We start from the raw sequence: 19163 nt of genomic DNA on the forward strand, positions 1-19163 counted from the left end.
CGGCCATGGGCAATCGCGAGGATCTGCTGGCCGGGGCGAAGCGCTGCTTGATCGAGCTGGGCTGGGGCAACACGACGGTGCGCGACATCGCGGCCGCGGCGGGGGTCAGTCACGCGGCGATCGGCTACCACTTCGGGTCGCGGGACGCGTTGCTGACGCAGGCGCTGGTCGCGGCGGTCGACGAACTGGGCGGCCAGGTCGCGGATTCGTCGTTCGACCTGTCCGAACAGGGGCTGAAGCGGCTGATCGACAGCTTCGGCGAGCACCGGGCGTTGTGGGTCGCGCAGCTCGAGGCGCTCGTGCAGGCGGAGCGGTCAGCGGACGTGCGGCAGCATCTCGTGCAGGGGTTGCGCGAGGCGCGGGCCGGGGTCGGCGGGGCGGTGCAGAGCGCGCTGGTGATCGGGCTGATGGTGCAGTGGCTGCTCGACCCGCAGGAGGCCCCGTCGGCGAAAGAAGTGGCCGACGGGATTCGCGCGGTGGCGGCGGAAAGCTAGACCCACACGGCGTCGGCCGGGTTTCCGGCAGGCGGTTCGCCGCCCGCTTCGGCGAACGCGGTCAGCGCGTCGACCAGGCCGCGGCGGGCCGATTCGGGCATTTTCTCCACCACGGCGGCGATTTCGCGACGGCGCCGCTGGGTGACGACGCGGACGATTCGGTCGCCTTCCCGGGTGAGTTCGATGACGACCTCGCGCCGGGACGAAGGATTGCCCAATCGGGCGACCAGCGCGACGGCGACCAGGCGGTCGATCATCCGGCTCGCGGTGGACGGCGTGACGCCGAGATGTTCGGCGAGCGCGGCCTGTTTCAGCGGGCCGCGGGAATGCAGCACCACCAGGAGCCGGAATTGCGGCATCGTGATGAGGTCGCCCACGGAGGCGATGGACCGCGCGGACACCGCGACGAGCAGCCGGGAAGCAGTGAGCACGGCTTCGGTCACCGCGTCGACGTCGTCGGGTACGTCGGTGCGGGCAGAGATCGGCGCGCGAGACATGTGCCCAGTGTGCCGCATCGCGCGGCGGATTCCGCTCGATAACCGTGCTGGGCAACGAATCAGGGGGAATCCGGCCACTTCAACCGCCCCGTCGCGGAAAAAGAAACGACCCCGCCGTCCCGGCGAACGGGAGGCGGGGTCGTGCGGCACCGCGTCAGAGACCGGCGAAAGCCTGGTCCACGAACTGCTTGTGCTGATCCGCCCACTGCTTGGCGGCGGCCTTTTCCTGGCCCTTCGGGGCCTTCTGGATCGCGTCCTCGAGCGAACCGAGGTCCGCGTCCGACATCTTCAGCTTCTTGGCCACGCCGGCGAGCGCCGGGAAGTCCTTCTCGAAGCCCTTGCGGCCGAGCGCGTGGATCTGCTCGCCCTTGCCCATCGCGCCCTTCGGGTCCTTCAGATCCTTGAGCTGGTAGCGCGAGTACGCCCAGTGCGGGTGCCACAGCGTCACGACGATCGGCTTCTTCGCCTTGATCGAGCTGTCGAGCGCGGCCAGCATCGCGGTGGTCGACGAGTTCTGCAGGGTCATCGCGCCGTCGAGGCCGTACTGCGGGATGGCGTCCTTCTGCACGATGCCGGTCTCGCCCGCGCTCGCCTCGATGCCGGTGATCTTGCCGCCGAACATGCTCGCCTTGTCCTTGAGGTCGGCGATGCTGTTCACGTCGCTCACGTAGTCGGGCACGGCGAGGTTCAGAGTCGCGTTGTCGTACCAGACGCCGAGGTCTTCGAGCTGGTTCTGGTACTGGTCCCAGTACTGCTTGTGCGTCGCGGGCAGCCACGAGTCGAGGAACAGGTCGACGTCGCCCTTCGCGAGCCCGGCGTAGATCGGGCCGACGTCGAGCATCTGCGTCTTGACCTTGTACCCCTTTTCCTCCAGCACCGCTTGGTACAGGCTGGTGAGGGCGACGTCCTCGTCCCAGTTGATGTAGCCGATGGTGACGCTCTTGGCTTCCTGGCTGTTGCCCGACTGGGACTCCCGCCCGCCGCACGCCGCGGTGAGGCCGACCAGGGCCGTCACGGCGGCGCCCACGGCGAGGATCCGGCTGAGCCGTTTCGAAGTGCGCACTCGTTCGTCCTTTCTCGTTGCGGTGGAGGTGGATCAGGCCGCGTCGGCCCGGCGGAGGGCGCGGCCCACCGCGGAGCGCGCCCCGAGCGCGGAAGTGAGCCGGTCGAGATAAATGGCCAGCACGACAACGCCGAGACCGGCGTTGAAACCCAGGTCCAGTTTCAGGCTCGTGACCGCGGCGTACACCTCGGCGCCGAGTCCGGGCGCGCCGACCATGCCGGAGATCACGACCATGGACAGCGACAGCATGATGATCTGGTTGATGCCGGCCATGATCGACGGCATCGCGAGCGGGATCTGGATCTCCCGCAGGATCCGCCGCGGCGGCGAGCCGAACGCCTCGCCCGCCTCGACCATTTCCGGGTCGACCTGGCGGATGCCGAGTTCGGTCAGCCGCACGCCCGGCGGCAGCGAGAACACGACGGTCGCCACCACGCCCGGCACCGGGCCGATCGAGAAGAAGAAAATGACCGGGATCAGGTAGACGAACGCGGGCAGCGTCTGCATGAAGTCCAGCACCGGCCGCACGATCCGGCTCACCGTTTCGTTGCGCGCGGCCGCGATCCCGACCGGCACCGCGATCGCCACCGCGACCACGCCGGAAATCAGCACCTGCGACAACGTCTGCATCGCGGACGGGAATTCGCGCAGGCTGTCGATGAGCGCGAACCCGATCGCCGAGCCGAGGCCGAACTTCCAGCCGCGCAGCCACCAGCCGAGCCCGGCGAACACCACGACCAGCACCGGCCACGGCAGCCAGGTCAGTCCCGCGGTGAGGCCGTCGACCGCGCCGTTGACGATCTTGTCGACGAAATCGAAGAACGGGCCGATGTTGCCCTGCAGCCAGTCGATGACCGCCTTGAACCAGGAGCCGACGGGAATCTGCGGCAGGTCGCCGACGAGGACGTTGTCAGCCACGGGCGTTCGCCTCCTGCTCGTCGTTTTCGCCGATGCTCAACGCGTTCAGCAGCGCCTCGCGGGTCACCGCGCCGAGCAGCGCCCCGTCGGCGCCGACCACCGCGAGCGGCGCGGGAGCGGAAGCGGCGTGGCCGAACAGTTCGGCCATCTGGGTTTCCGGGCCGGTGCGCGCGGCGGACCGGTCGACGAGTGCGGCGATCGTTGCCGTGTCAGCGGCCTCGCTCACTGCGCGCCGGTCGACCGCGCCGGCGAACTTGCCGTCCTCGGTCACCAGCACGCCGGAGAGTTCGTTCCGGCGCATCGTTTCCCGCGCTTCGGCGACCGTGGTGGCCGGGGTGAAGGTGATTTCCGCGGGCGCCATCACGGCGGACGCGGTGAGCACCCGGCTGCGGTCTACGTCGCGCACGAACCTCGCGACGTACTCGTCGGCCGGCGCGGTGAGCATTTCCTGCGCGGTCGAAACCTGGACGATCCGGCCGTCGCGCATCATCGCGATCCGGTCGCCGAGGCGCATCGCCTCGTTGAGGTCGTGCGTGATGAACACGATCGTTTTGCCCAGCTGCCGCTGCAGGATCAGGAGCTGGTCCTGCATCTCCTTGCGGATCAACGGGTCCAGCGCGCTGAACGCCTCGTCCATCAGCAGGATCTCGGTGTCCGCGGCCAGCGCGCGGGCGAGGCCGACGCGCTGGCGCATCCCGCCGGAAAGCTGACCGGGCAACCGGTCCTCCCATCCGGTGAGGCCGACCATCTCCAGCGCTTCGGCGGTGCGTTCGCGCTGCCGTTCGCGCGCCGCGTTCTGCACGCTCAGGCCGTAGGCGACGTTCTCCGCGACCGTGCGGTGCGGGAACAGCGCGAAGTGCTGGAACACCATGCTCATCCGCCGCTGGCGCAGCTCGCGCACCTGTCCCGCGGACTTGTCGGTGAGGTCGATGTCGTCCACCAGCACCCGGCCGGAGGTGGCCGGGAGCAACCCGTTCAGGGTGCGCAGCAGGGTCGACTTGCCCGAACCGGACAGGCCCATCACCACGAAAATTTCGCCGCGCTCCACGGTGAAAGAGGCGTCGATCACGGCCGCGGTCACGCCGGGCAGGTCCAGTTCGGCGCGGTCGGCGCCGTTCTCCAGCTTGCCGACCGCTTCTTCCGCCCGGCGGCCGAACACTTTGTACAGCTTCTCCACACGAACTATCGGCACAGTCGTCTCATGTTCTCGCATTCGGGGTCCTTTGCCGGGCGACATGATTGCATAGCCCAACACTGATCGGAGCCGATCGCGCGACCGGTTCACCGATGACGGCCGGTTTTCGTGGCCCGGCACCCACTTTCGCCGGCGCGGTGCGCGCGCTCGCGAGACACCGGTGCGGCAGCGGGGAAAAGACGGTGTGCGCTGGCGAAACCAGTCCGGATTCGACTGTTCGCCCGACTGGATTACCCGCGGGCGCCGTGCGTGGTTGTCACGTTCGCATAACAACCCGAAAGTCTGTTGTGGACCTTGCGCGGCCTGGGTGACCGCGGACACCTGACGGCCACGCATGGCGCCGGGCCGGACACGGCAAGGAAACCCCGCGGCGGGCGTTCGCACTTGCTTGGGGGAACAGGTGATCGACTGGAGACGGCGGCGAGATGGCCGATGTGATCGGGAAAACGCGTGAGGCTTCGCTCGATTTCCTTCGCGCTGCGCGGATGCGGTCCGGCGGGGACAATGCCCGCCGCTGACGCTCGGGCGACGGCTTCGCGGGGCGCGGCATCCGGACGGGCAAGCGCGCCAACGGATCTCGGCGGCGCTCCGCTGCCGCTTCGGAATCGGCGGGCGCCCGCGGCGGATGCCGGACAGTGCGCGCGGAGCGGGGAACAAGGGCAGAGATGCGACAAGCCCCGCCCGGGGAGAAGCCGGGCGGGGCTTGTCGTCAGGTTCCGAACAGAACCGGAGTTACTTCTTCTTCGCGGCCGAGGTGCGCTTGGCCGGAGCCTTCTTCGCGGCCGCCGTGGTCTTCTTGGCGGCCGGCTTGGCGGCGGCCTTCGCCCGCGTGGTGGTGGCCTTCGGAGCCGCCTTGGCCGCGGTGGCCTTGGTGGCGGTCGCCTTGGCGCGGGTGGTGGTGGCCTTCGCGGCGGCGGCCTTGGCGGGAGCCTTGGCCGCGGTGGCGCGGGTGCGGGTGGCGGCCGGCTTGGCGGCGGTGGCCTTGGCGCGAGTGGTGGTCGTCGCCGTGGCGCGGGTGGCGGTCGCCTTCGCGGTGCTGGCGGTCGCCCGCTTCACGGCAGTCGCCTTCGGCAGCTTCTTGGTGCCGGAGATGACGTCCTTGAACGTGGTGCCCGCGCGGAACGCCGGAACGTTGGTCTTCTTGACCCGCACGGCTTCGCCGGTGCGCGGGTTGCGCGCGGTGCGGGCGGCACGAGCGCGCTTTTCGAAGACGCCGAAGCCGGTGATGGTGACCTTTTCGCCCTTGTGGACGGTGCGGATGATGATGTCGACGAGACCGTCGACGGCTTCCGCGGCTGCCTTCTTGTCGCCGATGCGCTCCGACAGAGCTTCGATCAGCTGGGCCTTGTTGGCCATTCCAGTTCCTCCAACCAGAACTTGTTTTATACGGCCATACAGGCCGAACGCAGTCATTATCACCCATAGACTTCGCAAGTCCAATCGGGACCTGCCTTTTTCGTTGCCGTGTCGGGTAACCGGAGACCGCGCGAGAGGGCGGCGGCGCCGGATTCTTTCACTGGCCGGAAGACCCGCGAGAGTGCTTGCGGCACCGGCAAAGTCGCATGTAGACACCCGCTGTCCTGCGGTTTTGCCTTTTCTTGAGGTTCGACGGCGGGGTCGCGCGCGGCCGCTCGGACGATCTCCGGCGGGGCCGGACGGTCTACTGAGGACGATCGAAAACCGGGCGAAAAACGCTGCCTCGCACGGGCGTGGCGGGACGCGGTCCGGGGTGGGGGCGCGGTCGGCGAGGGAGCTTGGCGGTGCGGAGGCGGGGTGGCCGGGTTCGCGTTCGAGGGCGCCGGGCGCGGTGGCGCCGGAGGAATCGCGTGCCGGGGCGGAAACGTTCGCGGTGCCGGATTCGCGGTGGGGGTCGGCTGGCGGGCGGATCGGTTCCCGAGCGTGCGTTGGGGGAGCGGCCGACGCGATCGATCGGATGGGGCCGCTGCCGCGGCGGCTGTGTCAGGGGAATCGCGCACGGGGGGCGGAAACGCTCGGCGCGCTTTGGGCTCCGTCCCGTCGGGGTGCTTTGAGAGGAGCGCGTTCGTCGGGGGCCGGGGTGCGACAGGGGCTGCTGGAGTGCGGCAGTGGTGAGGGGTGGCCGCTCGTCGGGTGTCGAAGCGTTCGCGGTGCCGGGGCTCTTGTCCGGTGGCGCTTTGGCCCGCTCGCGTCGGGGTGCGTCGAGCGGAGTGGGTTCGTCGGGGGGGTGCGGTGCGAGGGGGAGCGTTGCTGGAGTGGGGCAGTGGCGAGGGGGTGGCGGCTCGTCGGGTGTCGAAGCGTTCGCGGTGCCGGGGCTCTTGTCCGGTGGCGCTTTGGCCCGCTCGCGTCGGGGTGCGTCGAGCGGAGTGGGTTCGTCGGGTGCGGTGCGAGGGGAGCGTTGCTGGAGCGCGGCAGTGGTGAGGGAGCGGCCGGTCATCGGGTGCCGAAATGCTCGTGGCGCCGGGGCTCTTGTCCGGCGGTGCTTTGGCCGACTCGCGTCGGGGTGCTTCGAGGGGTGTGGGTTCGTCGGGGGGGACGGGGTGCGACAGGGGCTGCTGGAGTGCGGCAGCGGTGAGGGGCGGCCGCTCGTTGGGCGTCGAAGCGTTCGCGGTGCCGGGGCTCTTGTCCGGCGGTGCTTTGGCCCACTCGAGGAGGGGCGCTTCATTCGGCTCCCGCGGCGGGGACGGACGAAGCGGCACGAAAAAGGCCGCTTCCCGCCGGGGTGGCGGGAAGCGGCCTGGGGTTGGCGCGTGGTGGGAGCCGGGCGTCAGAGGCGTTCCTGGAGCGCGTCGGCGGCGGCGAGGAGATCCGCCGCCCACCGGGCGCCGGGCTTGCGCCCTATGCGTTCGATCGGGCCGGACACCGACACCGCGGCCACGACGGTGCCGGAGGAATCGCGCACCGGGGCCGAAACGCTCGCGACGCCCGGTTCGCGTTCGGCGACGCTTTGCGCCCAGCCGCGGCGGCGCACCTCGAGCAGAGTGCGTTCGCCGTAGACCGCGTCGGCGAGGATCGTCCGCTGCGTGTGCGGATCCGACCACGCGGCAAGGACCTTCGCGCCCGAGCCGGCCGTCATCGGCAGGCGCGAACCGATCGGAACCGTGTCGCGCAAACCGCTCGGCGGTTCCGCGGTCGAAACGCACACGCGCTGCACGCCGTCGCGCCGGTAAAGCTGAACGCTTTCGCCGGTGATGTCGCGAAGCTTCGGCAGCACCGAACTCGCCGCGTCGAGCAACGGGTCGGTCGAACCGCCCGCGAGTTCGGCGAGCGCGGTGCCCGGCCGCCAGCGCCCGTCCGGCCCTCGCCGCAACAGGCGATGCACTTCGAGCCCGACCGCGAGCCGGTGCGCGGTCGCGCGAGGAAGCCCGGTGCGCGTGCACAGTTCCGCCAGCCCGCACGGGTCCTCGGCGACGGCCTGCAGCACGGCCACGGCTTTGTCCAGTACTCCGATACCGCTATGCTGTCCCACGACGCGATACTATCTTCCCGCAGTGTGGGAAGTCCAGAATCTGGGAAAAACGAAACCCGGAGCCGCGGACAGCCGCGGCTGCCCCCTCCTCACCGGCATCGTCCGGGTTCCGTGCTCCCGGCCGATCCCGAGGAAGGAGCCGGAGATGACCAGCCCCACCGGCAAGGCTCGTACGCTGGCGGAGAAGGTGTGGGACAGCCACCTCGTGCGCCGAGGCGAAGGCGCCGAACCGGATCTGCTCTACATCGACCTCCACCTGGTGCACGAAGTGACCAGCCCGCAGGCGTTCGACGGACTGCGGCTGGCCGGGCGGAAGGTGCGCCGCCCCGACCTCACCATCGCCACCGAGGACCACAACGTCCCCACGGTGGACATCGACCTGCCGATCGCCGACCCGGTGTCGCGCACGCAGGTCGACACGCTTCGCCGCAACTGCAAGGAGTTCGGCGTCCGGCTGCACCCGATGGGCGACGCCGAACAGGGCATCGTGCACGTGATCGGACCGCAGCTCGGCCTGACCCAGCCCGGCACCACCGTGGTGTGCGGCGACAGTCACACCTCGACGCACGGCGCGTTCGGCGCGATGGCCTTCGGCATCGGCACCTCCGAGGTCGAGCACGTGCTCGCCACCCAGACGCTGCCGCTGCGGCCGTTCAAGACGATGGCGATCAACGTCGACGGCACGCTGCAGCCGGGCGTCACCGCCAAGGACGTGATCCTCGCCGTGATCGCCAAAATCGGCACCGGCGGCGGACAGGGCTACGTCCTCGAGTACCGCGGCAAGGCCATCGAAGAGCTGTCGATGGAAGCCCGGATGACCATCTGCAACATGTCGATCGAGGCGGGCGCGCGGGCAGGCATGATCGCGCCGGACGAGACGACCTTCGAGTACCTGAAGGGCCGTCCGCACGCGCCGAAGGGCGAGGAGTGGGACGCCGCCGTCGCCGCCTGGCGCGAGCTGCGCACCGACGAGGGCGCGGAATTCGACGCCGAGGTCCACCTCGACGCGGACCAGCTGACGCCGTTCGTGACGTGGGGCACCAACCCCGGACAGGGCCTGCCGCTGGGCGAATCGGTGCCGGACCCGGCCGAGATCCCGGACGACAACGCGCGCTTCGCCGCCGAGAAGGCGCTGTCCTATATGGATCTGAAGCCGGGCACCCCGCTGCGCGAGATCGCGGTCGACACCGTGTTCCTCGGCTCCTGCACCAACGGCCGGATCGAGGACCTGCGCGCGGCGGCCGAGGTGCTGCGCGGGCGCAAGGTGGCCGATTCGGTCCGGATGCTCGTGGTGCCCGGTTCGATGCGGGTGCGCAAGGCCGCCGAGGAAGAGGGCCTGGACAAGATCTTCGCCGAGGCGGGAGCCGAATGGCGGCAGGCCGGTTGCTCCATGTGTCTCGGGATGAACCCGGACCAGCTCGCCCCCGGCGAGCGCAGTGCGTCCACCTCCAACCGCAACTTCGAGGGACGGCAGGGCAAGGGCGGGCGCACGCACCTGGTCTCGCCGCTCGTGGCCGCCGCCACCGCCGTGCGCGGGACGCTGTCCTCGCCCGCCGACCTGACTGCCTGACCTCCGGAGAGGAGCCACCACCATGGAACCGTTCACCCAGCACACCGGGATCGGGGTCCCGCTGCGCCGGTCCAACGTGGACACTGACCAGATCATCCCGGCCGTCTACCTCAAGCGCGTGACCCGCACCGGATTCGAGGACGGGCTGTTCGCCGCCTGGCGCGCGCAGGAGGACTTCATCCTGAATCAGGAACCGTTCAAGAACGGCTCCGTGCTCGTCGCCGGGCCGGACTTCGGCACCGGTTCGTCGCGCGAGCACGCCGTGTGGGCGTTGCTGGACTACGGCTTCCGGGTCGTCATCTCGTCCCGTTTCGCCGACATCTTCCGCGGCAACTCCGGCAAGGGCGGCCTCGTCGCCGCGCAGTGCGAGCAGTCGGACGTCGAACTGCTCTGGAAGCTGCTGGAGAACGAGCCCGGCACCGAGGTGTCGGTGGACCTCGAAGCCAAGACCGTGCGGGCCAAGGACTTCACCGCGCCCTTCCAGATCGACGACTACGTCCGCTGGCGGCTGCTCGAAGGGCTCGACGACATCGCGCTGACCCTGCGCCACGCGGGGGACATCGACGCGTTCGAGGCACAGCGGCCTTCGTGGAAGCCCGCGACGCTGCCCGCCGCGACCTCCTGACCTGCGCCGCCGGGCGCGGATTCCCTGCTCGGAAAGGGAATCCGCCCCCGGCGGGCCCCCTCTTCGCCCACGCCAAACGGAGCCTCCCGGACCCGGAAACGGGTCCTTCGGGAGGGCGGAACCGTTCCCGCCGCAAGGGAAAATTTCGCGTGCCGTTTGGAATTTGTGCTGTCTTGGTAATACCGTGTGCGTTAGCCGGCCGACCTGGCCGTGGACGAAGAGTTCTTCTTGGAGGGACTGGAATGGCCAACAAGGCCCAGCTGATCGAGGCGCTGTCGGAGCGTCTGGGCGACAAAAAGGTTGCTTCGGAGGCCGTCGACGGTCTCGTCGACATCATCATCCGGACGGTCAACAAGGGCGAAAAGGTGAACATCACCGGCTTCGGGGTGTTCGAGAAGCGCGCTCGTGCCGCCCGCACCGCGCGCAACCCGCGCACCGGCGAAGCCGTGCGAGTGAAGAAGACGAACGTTCCGGCGTTCCGCGCGGGCACCACGTTCAAGGACGTGATTTCCGGTTCGAAGAAGCTGCCGAAGGCCACGGCGGCGAAGCGGGCCACCGGCACCACCGCGCGCGCCACCACCACCCGCGCCGCCTCGGCGACCGCCACGCGCAGCACCCGTGCCACCGCGGCGAAGCCCGCCGCCACGCGCACCCGCGCCACCGCGGCCAAGGCTCCCGCCAAGGCCACCGCGGCCAAGACGACGACGCGCGCCACGGCCGCGAAGTCGACCACCACCCGCGCGAAGGCGGCCCCGAAGGCCACCACCACGCGGGCGAAGGCCGCCGCCAAGCCCGCCGCCAAGACCACCGCGGCGGCGAAGACCACGGCCGCGGCCAAGAAGGCCCCGGCGAAGCGCACCTCGGCGGCCAAGAAGAAGTAGCGGCGCCGGGATTTTGTTTCGCGGCAGGGCCCCGACCTCGGGTGAGGTCGGGGCCCTGCCGCGTTTCCGGGGGCGGGTGAATGGACGGCAGTCCACGCGGCGGAGGGGGGAGGAGGGGCGAGGCGTTGCGGGGGCTCGGGTTTCGGCGGCGCCGGGCTGGTGGGCTGGGGTTGAGGTGTTGTGGTGCCTCGGCGGGTTTTCGGGGCCGAGGCGGTTCGGGTTCGGTGGTCGGTTGGGGTGCCGTGCTGGCGTGGCCGGCGAATCGCGAGATCGACCTGAGCCGTTGCAGCGGACAGGTTTCGGGTGCGGTGGCGGACGGGCTGGACGGCGGTGCGGCAGGCGGATTGTGGTGCCGACCTGGGGCGGCGGGGGACCGAGCCGTTGTGGTCGCAGGGTTTCCGGGAGGGTCGCCGCGGACAAGCAGGCGAGCCGGTCCGGTCGGCACCGCGGAGTTGGCACCGGGAAGACAACGTTTCCCGAGGTCGGCGGGCTGTTCGGGCTCCGGAAAGAACGCGCCGGATTGCTGATAAGACAACCAATTCGGGACCCGCCGGGAAGGCAATCGGATTCGCGCCGCACCGTCCGGGAGGGCTAATCCGACGCCCGGAGATAAATCCCCGCCGGGGGTAATTGGCCCCCCGGCGCGCCTGTCTCGGACGTCGCTTATGCCGGGACCCGCGATAACTGCCGGAGCAATACCGGTCTCTATAGAATCCGCCGCCGAATGGGGCGGGAGTGCGTTCCCGAGAAGGGCCCGGCGCGCCGAAGCGACGCCGGGCCCCGCGGGGAAAAGATCAGCCTGCCGAAGGAACCGGGGCGGGCAGCGGGCTCGGGTAATAGTCCGCGCTCACCAGAACCGGGCCGTCGTCGCCGGGGCAGAACGACAGGACCCACAGCGAGCCCTTCTTGCTCGGCACCACCCCGTCGCGGGCGGCGGGCAGTTCGAGGCCGTCCCGGTCCGCCAGCGCGCTCACCAGGTCCGGGATCACCCCGCCCTGGCTGCTGATCAGCGGGGTGCCGCCGTCGGCCGCGATCGCCAGCAGGCGGCGGATTCCGAGCAGCGGGTCGGGCCAGTAGCCCTCCTCCGACAGCAGCGGTTCGTGCCGCACCTCGACGCCGAGCGCGTCCGCGATGCCGCCGACGGTCTGCACGCACCGCAGTCGCGGCGCGGAGAACACCCGATCCGGGCCGAAGAGCGGCAGCAGGTCTCGCAGTGCCGCGGCTTGGCGTTGCCCGGCTTCGGAGAGCGGACGGAGGTCGTCGTCGCCGGTCCAGTCTTCGCGTTTGCCCGCTTTGGCGTGCCGCACCAGCAACACCGTCGTCAGCGCGGGCGGGAGGGCGCAGAACTCGCGCAGCACGCGGACATCCGCCGGGCGGGTGAGCAGCCGTTCGGCCTCGATCGGCGGCAGCCAGCGCAGTTCGTCGACCTCTTCGTTGGGCTCGAAAGCCCCCGCGACGGCTTCGCCGCTGAAGTAGTCGACGCTCTTGCGCAGCATCCGCCCGTTGTTCTTCGCGGGCACCTCGTACGTCGTCTGCGCGACATAGCGGCCCAGCACCGCGCGGAACCCGGTCTCCTCGGCGATCTCGCGCACCGCGGTGGCCGCGATCGTCTCGCCGGGGTCGACCTTTCCCTTCGGCAGCGACCAATCGTCGTAGCGGGGCCGGTGCACGACGGCGACCTCGATCCCCGCCCCCGCGCGGCGCCAGAGCACCGCGCCGGCGGCCCGGACGTCCACGCTCATCCGACGGCCCCGTGCCGCTTCGCGAGTTCGAGCTGGTGGTCGCGCACCTGCGAACCGGCGGCCGGGAACGGCTGCCATTCGCCCGACGAACTGAGCACCCAGCAGCGCGTGTGCGGGTCGAGCGCCGAATCGAACACCTCGTCCAGCTGCCGCGTCAGCTTCGGGTCCTTGACCCGCACCAGCGCCTCGATCCGCCGGTCGAGGTTGCGGTGCATCATGTCCGCGCTGCCGATCCAGTGCGTGCCGCCCGCGCGGAAGTGGAACACCCGCGAATGCTCGAGGAACCGGCCGAGGATCGAGCGGACCCGGATGTTCTCGCTCAATCCCTCGACGCCCGGCTTCAGCGAGCAGATCCCGCGCACCACCACGTCGACCGGGACCCCGGCCTGCGAAGCGTGGTACAGCGCGTCGATCACCTGCTCGTCGACGAGCGAATTGCACTTGATCCGGATGCCCGCTTCGAGCCCGGCGCGCGCGAGTTCGATCTCCTCGCCGATCGCGCGCACGATGCCGCGCCGGATGCCGTGCGGCGACGTGAGGATCGTGCGGTAGGTGTCCTGGCGCGAGTAGCCGGTGAGGACGTTGAACAGGTCGGTGATGTCCGCGCCGATGCTCGGGTCCGCGGTGAGCAGGCCGAGGTCCTCGTACAGCCGCGCGGTCTTCGGGTTGTAGTTGCCGGTGCCGATGTGGCAGTAGCGGCGGATGGTCGAACCCTCCTGCCGCACCACCATCGACACCTTGCAGTGCGTTTTGAGGCCCACCAAGCCGTACACGACGTGCACGCCCGCGCGCTCCAGCGTGCGCGCCCAGGTGATGTTGGCCTGTTCGTCGAACCGGGCCTTGATCTCCACCAGCGCCACGACCTGCTTGCCCGCCTCGGCGGCGTCGATCAGCGCGTCCACGATCGGCGAATCGCCCGAGGTCCGGTACAGCGTCTGCTTGATCGCCAGCACCTTCGAGTCGGCGGCGGCCTGTTCGATGAACCGCTGCACGCTCGTGGAGAACGAATCGTACGGGTGGTGCACCAGGACGTCGCCCTCGCGCAGCGTCGCGAACACGCTCTTGGGCGTCTCGCGTTCGCCGAACGCCGGATGCGTCGCGGGCACGAACGGCCGGTCCTTCAGCTCCTTGCGGTCGACCGCCGACAGCTGGAACAGGCAGGTCAGGTCGAGCAGTCCGGGCACCTCGACGACGTCCTCGGGGTCCACTTCCAGCTCGCGCAGCAGGAGTTCGAGCATGTGCTCGCTCATGTCCTGCGCGACCTCGAGCCGCACCGGCGGGCCGAACCGGCGCTGCGCCAGCTCGCGTTCCAAGGCCTGCAACAGGTCCTCGTCGCGGTCTTCCTCGACCTCGAAGTCGGCGTTGCGGGTGACGCGGAAGACGTGGTGCTCGGTGACCTCCATGCCGGTGAACAGATCGCTCAGGTGCGCGGAGATCAGTTCCTCGAGCGGCAGGAAGGTCGCGGACCGGTTGCCGCGTTCGGTTTCCACGCGCATCAGCCGCGGCACGTTGCTCGGCACCTTCACCCGGGCGAAGCGTTCGAGCCCGCCCTGCGGATCCCGCACGGTGACCGCGAGGTTGAGCGACAGCCCGGAGATGTACGGGAACGGGTGCGCCGGGTCGACGGCGAGCGGCGTGAGCACCGGGAAGATCTGCTCGGAGAAGTAGCTCGACAGCCGGAGCTGGTCGGCCCCCGACAGGTCGGACCAGCCGACGATCCGGATGTCCTGCTCGGCCAGCTGCGGGCGCAGGTGCTCCTCGAACGCGGCGGTGTGCCGTTCGACGAGGTCCTGGTTGCGCTTGGCGATGTAGTCCAGCTGCTCGCGCGGCGTGAGCCCGTCCGCGCTGCGCACCGACAGGCCGGTTTCGTCGCGCCGTTTCAGCCCGGCGACCCGGACCATGTAGAACTCGTCCAAATTGGACGCGAAAATGGCGAGGAACTTGGCCCGTTCGAGCAGCGGCTGCGATTCGTCCTCGGCCAGCGCGAGCACGCGGGCGTTGAAGTCGAGCCAGGACAGCTCGCGGTTGAAATACCGGTCGTCGGGAAGCGATTCGACGGCGGTGGGCGCGGACGTGACGGCGGGCGGGGCCGAGGGAACGGAACGGAATTCCTCGCCGCTCTCGGTCGTGGTCCGGCGCGAGCGGACGGCGGGCTTGGAGACGGCGGGCGGCGCGGCGGGTTTCTTCGCCGTGGTGCGCAGCGCGCTCGACCCGGCGGTCTTGCGCTTGGCGGGTTTGGCGTTGTCCTCCGCCGCGGCGGCCTTGGATTTCGCCCGGCGGGCCGCCGCGGTGTCGGCGCTCGCGCGCGAGGTCGCCTTCCCGCCCGCGGTGCGCGGGGCGGGGGACGAAGGGGTCGCGCTGCTGCCGCTCTTCACACGCCGCCGGGCCGGAGTGCTGCCGTCTTCTGTGCTCACGCTGCCCATTGTTCACTACGAAGCCGCGGTTTGCGCAGGCCGCGATGAAGGCTGAGTGAACACGTCAGCGCAATTGCGCCCCTTCGGCCGGGAACACCGCCGAAGTGTGCTTGCCGAGACCGAGTTTCGCGGCGTGGCGGAGATCGTCTTCGGTGTCCACGTCGCTGCGCAGCGACGGCAGCGCCAGAGTGAGCGGAATCGCACCGGACGCCCGGTGCAGTTCCGCGGAGCCGGTGCCGAAACGCGGGTCGAGAGGTTTCCCCGGCGCGGACAGCAACAGCGTGGTCCCGGTGCCCTGCCGGTCGAAAACCACCGCGCGGCGGCCGGCGGCTTCGGTCAGCGCCTGCTCCAGATCGACCGCGCGCAACGCGGGGAGATCCGCTTGGAGCGCGCCGACTACTCCGTCCGGCGCGTCCGCGCGCAGCAGTTCCGCGCCGTGCCGCAGCGCTTCGTTGAGCCCGCCGCCCGCCGGTTCGGCGACCAGTTCGACGCCGAGACCGGCCAATTCGGACAGCGCGGCCGGCTCCGGGGTGACGACGAGCACGCGCCGGACCCGGGCGACCGACGTGACCGCGGCCAGCGTGTCGCAGGCCAGCGCCAGCACCAGTTCGGCGTGCCGGTGCGCGGCGACCGCGCCGCGCAGCCGCGACTTGCCCGCGGCAGGCGGTTTCAGCGGCATGACCAGGTCTGCGTCCACCCGTCCATCTTTACCCCAAACCCGCCGCGCGCGTGCGTGGGCGACCCTCCCTGGACTGCGCGAACCGGCGCGCGGCAGGATCACCCGGAGCAGAGGCGACCCGAGGAGGAGAACTGTGGCACGGCGTGAGAAGGGCGGATTCTGGGTGGGGCTGGCCGCCGCCGCGTTCTACCCGCTGACCGCGATCGGCAAGCGCGTGTACCTCGGTGCGGAGAAAATCCCCCGGGAAGGGGCCGCGGTGCTGGTGATGAACCACATCTCGCACCTCGACCCGGCGGTCGACGCGGTGTTCGTGCACCGGCAGAAGCGGGTGCCGCGGTTCTTCCTCAAGGCGAGCCTGCAGGACGTGCCGGTCTTCGGCCGGATCGTGACCGGGTCCGGGCAGATCCCGGTGGCGCGCGGGTCGAGCGCGGCGAGCGACAGCCTCAAAGCCGCGCACCAGGCGCTGCAGGAGGGGAAGGTCATCGTGATCTACCCCGAGGGCACCATCTCGAAGGACCCGCTGGGCTGGCCCAAGGAGGCCTACACCGGCGCGGCGCGGCTCGCGCTGCAGAACGACGTCCCGGTGATCCCGATCGCGCGCTGGGGCACCAACCAGATTTTCAACGGCTACACCGGGAAGTTCACGCCGTTCCCGCGCAAGACGGTGACGCACCTGGTCGGCGACCCGATCGACCTGTCGGCGTACCGGGGCGGGAACCCGCGCAGCGCTTCGATGCTGCGCGAGGTCACCGCGCTGCTGATGGACGAGGTGACCCGGCTGCTGGTGCAGATCCGGCAGGAGGAGCCGCCGGTCAAACCGGAACCGGACCAGGCGGTGACCAAGACCGAGACCAAGACCGAGAAGCCGGAGGACGGTGCCTGATGGCGGGTTTCGCCGCCGACGTGCAGCGGGTCACCGTGCTCGGCGCGGGTTCGTGGGGCACGGCGTTCGCGAAGGTGCTCGGCGACGCGGGCCGCGACGTGACGATGTGGGCGCGCCGGGAAAGCGTCGCCGAGGAGATCCGGGAACGGCACGCCAACGAGGCGTATCTCCCGGGAACCGTGTTGCCGGAACGGATCACCGCGACGTCCGACGCGGCCGAGGCGCTGGACGGCGCGCAGGCGGTCGTGCTCGGGGTGCCGAGCCAGAGCCTGCGCGCGAACCTCACCGGCTGGCGGCCGCTGCTGCCTCCCGACGCGATCCTGGTCAGCCTGGCCAAGGGCGTGGAACTGGGCACGCTCAAGCGGATGAGCGAGGTGATCGCCGAACTCGCCGACGTCGATCCGGGCGAGATCGTCGTGGTGTCCGGGCCGAACCTGGCCCGCGAGATCGCCGAGGGCCAGCCCGCCGCCGCGGTGCTCGCGTGCGCGGACCACGAGCGGGCGAAAGCGGTGCAGCAGGCGACGTCGAACCAGTATTTCCGGCCCTACACCAACACCGACGTGGTGGGCTGCGAGCTGGGCGGCGCGTGCAAGAACGTGATCGCGCTCAGCTGCGGGATGGCCGCCGGGATGGGCCTCGGCGCGAACACGATGGCGACGCTGATCACGCGCGGTCTCGCCGAAATGGCGCGGCTGGGCGCGAAACTCGGCGCGGACCCGCTGACCTTCGCTGGTCTCGCCGGGCTCGGCGACCTGGTCGCGACGTGCTCGTCGCCGTTGTCGCGCAACCGCACCTTCGGCGAACGGCTCGGCCGGGGCGAAACGCTGGCCGAGGCGCAGGCGGCGACCGGGGGACAGGTCGCGGAGGGCGTCGCGTCGTGCTCGTCGATCCGCGAACTGGCGCAGCGGCACGGGGCCGACATGCCGATCACGGACGCGATGTACCGGGTGTGCCACGAGGGCGTCGACCCGCGGCAGGCGGGCGCGGAGCTGCTGGGGCGGTCGCGGAAACCGGAGTGGCGCTGAGCCTCGTGAGTGCCTACGCCGGTTAGAACCGGCATGAACACTCACGAGCGGCGAGGGCTCGCGGGCGGTCCAGGGGGTGAGACGGGTTGACCAGCCGGCCCGGGGCTGGTTCGCTGGGCGGCATGCTGACGTGCGCGATGACGATGCGGCCGGGGTCCGACGACCTCCGCCCCGTCATGGGCATGTCGTGTCGCTGTTGTCGGTGAACCCGCCCCGGCCCAGCTCGACACCCATCTTCTTCCCGTGAGGACTTCTTTTCATGTTCGCCGTCCCGGACAACACCCTGCTGCGTCCCGAGAACCCCGCCCTGCGCCACCCGGTCCGCGTCGCCGTCGACGTGGCCGCCGACCGGGAACGCTGGGGCGGCCTGCTGCGCTACGACCCCGACGAGCGGTTCTCCGCCCTCGTCGAACGCACCGAGGACCAGGAGATCTGGCTGCTCAGCTGGCTTCCCGGCCAGCACACCGACCTGCACGACCACGCCTTCGCGACCGGCGCGTTCACCGTCGTGTCCGGGCGGCTGACCGAAACCGTCGCGCGACGCGCCCCGGGCGGGCGCGCGGTCACCGAGGTGCACGGGCTGTCCGCCGGGCAGTCGCGGGTGTTCGGGCCGGGCTACGTGCACGAGGTGCGCAACGACGGCCCGGACCCGGCGATCAGCGTGCACGTCTACCGCCAGGGCGGCAGGCAGATGCGGTCGTTCCAGGCGGACCCGGTGGACGGGCCGTTCCGGGTGTGATCAGCGGTCGAGGTCGCCGCGCAGCCTGAACTGCCGCTCGATCTCCTCCCGGCTCGCGCCCGCGGCGAGCAGAGTCTGCAACAGGACCCGCGATTTCCGCGGGCACAGCCATCCGGCCATCGTCGCGCCCATCCGGATCAGGCTCGATTCGGAGCCGGGAAAGCCGTACGTGCTGCGGAAAGTCGGCCCCGCGCCGGTCCGCGACGCGACGACGATCGGTACTTCCGCCGCTGCGAGCACGTCCGCCGTGCCCGTCGACACGTGGCCGACACCGTTGGCGGCGAGCACCACCCCGCGCGCTCCGCCGTCGAGTACCAGCGAAAGCAATTCGCCCGAATCGTCGAGGCCCGATTCCAGCAGCGGAACGAGATCGACGGTTTCGGCTCCCGGCAGCACCGGCGGCCGCGGCGGCGACGGGTGGAAGTAATGCACCGCGCCTTCGGCGACCATGCCGAGCGGACCCGCCGGTCGCGAGGAAAACGTTTCGACGTGGCTGGAATGCGTCTTCCGCACCCACCGCGCCGCGTGCACGTCGTCGTTGAATGCCACCAGAGCGCCCCGGCCGCGGCTGCGCGGATCGGCCGCGACGGTGAGCGCGGCGAGGATGTTCGCCTGTCCGTCCGGACTGGGCAGGCTCGGGTTCCGCATCGCGCCGGTGATCACCACCGGCGCGTCGGACGGCCACGTGAGGTCGAACAGATACGCCGTTTCCTCCAGCGTGTCAGTGCCCTGCACCACCACGAGACCGTCCGCGCCCGCTTCGATCTGCTCGACGCCCCACTGCCGGGTCCGCGCGAGTGTCGCGTAGTCCATCGACGAGCTCGACATCCCGGCGAGCGTCGCCGCGGTGAGCTCCATCGGCAGCCGGGAACCCAGGTCTCCCAGCAGGTCCTCGGCGCTCAGCCGCGGCACGACGCCGTCTTCGAGCGAACGTCCGGGAGCCATCGAGATGGTGCCGCCCAGCGCGGCGACGGCGATGCGAGTCATGCCCGC

17 protein-coding genes are annotated in these 19163 nt (G+C 70.5%); 7 read left to right on the forward strand and 10 right to left on the reverse strand.

From position 1 onward, the window contains the following. Nucleotides 1-5 precede the first annotated feature (5 nt). Nucleotides 6-494, forward strand: a complete 489-nt coding sequence (locus CU254_RS06985; protein WP_009074066.1) for a TetR family transcriptional regulator — start codon at nt 6-8, stop codon at nt 492-494. Here the strand turns inward: CU254_RS06985 and CU254_RS06990 are convergent. The 6 genes from CU254_RS06990 to CU254_RS07015 all read right to left on the reverse strand — a co-directional run bounded on the left by CU254_RS06990 (nt 491) and on the right by CU254_RS07015 (nt 7612). Next, nucleotides 491-991 (reverse strand): MarR family winged helix-turn-helix transcriptional regulator, encoded by a 501-nt coding sequence (locus tag CU254_RS06990; RefSeq protein ID WP_050788126.1) that lies wholly within the window; start codon nt 989-991, stop codon nt 491-493. The genes CU254_RS06985 and CU254_RS06990 overlap by 4 nt on opposite strands. A gap of 154 nt (nt 992-1145) precedes the next feature. Continuing rightward, nucleotides 1146-2054, reverse strand: a complete 909-nt coding sequence (locus CU254_RS06995; RefSeq protein WP_009074069.1) for a glycine betaine ABC transporter substrate-binding protein — start codon at nt 2052-2054, stop codon at nt 1146-1148. 33 nt (nt 2055-2087) lie between these two features. Further along, nucleotides 2088-2972 carry a proline/glycine betaine ABC transporter permease gene (locus CU254_RS07000; protein WP_009074071.1) on the reverse strand — a complete coding sequence of 295 codons (885 nt, stop codon included), beginning with the start codon at nt 2970-2972 and terminating at the stop codon, nt 2088-2090. Then, entirely contained in the window at nt 2965-4185 is a 1221-nt protein-coding gene (locus tag CU254_RS07005; RefSeq protein WP_009074073.1) for a glycine betaine/L-proline ABC transporter ATP-binding protein, read from the reverse strand. The genes CU254_RS07000 and CU254_RS07005 overlap by 8 nt, the downstream gene beginning before the upstream one ends. Nucleotides 4186-4899: 714 nt before the next feature. Continuing rightward, entirely contained in the window at nt 4900-5523 is a 624-nt protein-coding gene (locus CU254_RS07010; RefSeq protein WP_009074075.1) for an HU family DNA-binding protein, read from the reverse strand. 1387 nt (nt 5524-6910) lie between these two features. Then, on the reverse strand, nt 6911-7612 hold the full coding sequence (locus CU254_RS07015; protein WP_009074079.1) for an IclR family transcriptional regulator: 702 nt from the start codon (nt 7610-7612) through the stop codon (nt 6911-6913). A gap of 145 nt (nt 7613-7757) precedes the next feature. Here CU254_RS07015 and leuC point away from each other — a divergent pair, with 145 nt between their 5' ends. The 3 genes from leuC (at nt 7758) to CU254_RS07030 (ending at nt 10688) form a co-directional block, all read left to right on the forward strand. After that, entirely contained in the window at nt 7758-9182 is a 1425-nt protein-coding gene (leuC, locus tag CU254_RS07020; RefSeq protein ID WP_009074081.1) for a 3-isopropylmalate dehydratase large subunit, read from the forward strand. Nucleotides 9183-9204: 22 nt separating this feature from the next. Then, nucleotides 9205-9807 carry a 3-isopropylmalate dehydratase small subunit gene (leuD, locus tag CU254_RS07025; protein WP_009074083.1) on the forward strand — a complete coding sequence of 201 codons (603 nt, stop codon included), beginning with the start codon at nt 9205-9207 and terminating at the stop codon, nt 9805-9807. A 242-nt stretch (nt 9808-10049) separates the two neighbouring features. After that, on the forward strand, nt 10050-10688 hold the full coding sequence (locus CU254_RS07030; RefSeq protein WP_100266721.1) for an HU family DNA-binding protein: 639 nt from the start codon (nt 10050-10052) through the stop codon (nt 10686-10688). A 794-nt stretch (nt 10689-11482) separates the two neighbouring features. On the opposite strand, the gene CU254_RS07035 is transcribed toward CU254_RS07030, so the two are convergent. Genes CU254_RS07035 through cofC form a run of 3 tightly spaced genes read right to left on the reverse strand, consistent with a single transcriptional unit; the run spans nt 11483 to nt 15541 of the window. Beyond that, nucleotides 11483-12430 (reverse strand): NUDIX hydrolase, encoded by a 948-nt coding sequence (locus CU254_RS07035; protein ID WP_009074087.1) that lies wholly within the window; start codon nt 12428-12430, stop codon nt 11483-11485. Beyond that, on the reverse strand, nt 12427-14853 hold the full coding sequence (locus CU254_RS07040; protein WP_009074089.1) for an RNA degradosome polyphosphate kinase: 2427 nt from the start codon (nt 14851-14853) through the stop codon (nt 12427-12429). Before CU254_RS07040 ends, CU254_RS07035 begins: the two co-directional genes overlap by 4 nt. A 55-nt stretch (nt 14854-14908) precedes the next feature. After that, the gene (gene cofC, locus CU254_RS07045; protein ID WP_009074090.1) at nt 14909-15541 is read right to left on the reverse strand and encodes a 2-phospho-L-lactate guanylyltransferase; all 633 of its coding nucleotides are present in this window, start codon (nt 15539-15541) and stop codon (nt 14909-14911) included. Nucleotides 15542-15656: 115 nt separating this feature from the next. Here cofC and CU254_RS07050 point away from each other — a divergent pair, with 115 nt between their 5' ends. The 3 genes from CU254_RS07050 (at nt 15657) to CU254_RS07060 (ending at nt 18170) form a co-directional block, all read left to right on the forward strand. After that, the gene (locus tag CU254_RS07050) at nt 15657-16406 is read left to right on the forward strand and encodes a 1-acyl-sn-glycerol-3-phosphate acyltransferase (RefSeq protein WP_009074092.1); all 750 of its coding nucleotides are present in this window, start codon (nt 15657-15659) and stop codon (nt 16404-16406) included. After that, nucleotides 16406-17431, forward strand: coding sequence for an NAD(P)H-dependent glycerol-3-phosphate dehydrogenase (locus CU254_RS07055; protein ID WP_037712830.1), 1026 nt, complete (start codon nt 16406-16408; stop codon nt 17429-17431). The genes CU254_RS07050 and CU254_RS07055 overlap by 1 nt, the downstream gene beginning before the upstream one ends. Nucleotides 17432-17690: 259 nt before the next feature. Further along, on the forward strand, nt 17691-18170 hold the full coding sequence (locus tag CU254_RS07060; protein WP_009074098.1) for a cysteine dioxygenase family protein: 480 nt from the start codon (nt 17691-17693) through the stop codon (nt 18168-18170). Here the strand turns inward: CU254_RS07060 and CU254_RS07065 are convergent, their stop codons facing one another. Next, nucleotides 18171-19157, reverse strand: coding sequence for an asparaginase (locus tag CU254_RS07065; protein ID WP_009074101.1), 987 nt, complete (start codon nt 19155-19157; stop codon nt 18171-18173). Between the last annotated feature and the right edge of the window lie 6 nt (nt 19158-19163).

This window comes from Amycolatopsis sp. AA4, from assembly GCF_002796545.1.
In the GTDB taxonomy this organism is placed as follows: domain Bacteria; phylum Actinomycetota; class Actinomycetes; order Mycobacteriales; family Pseudonocardiaceae; genus Amycolatopsis.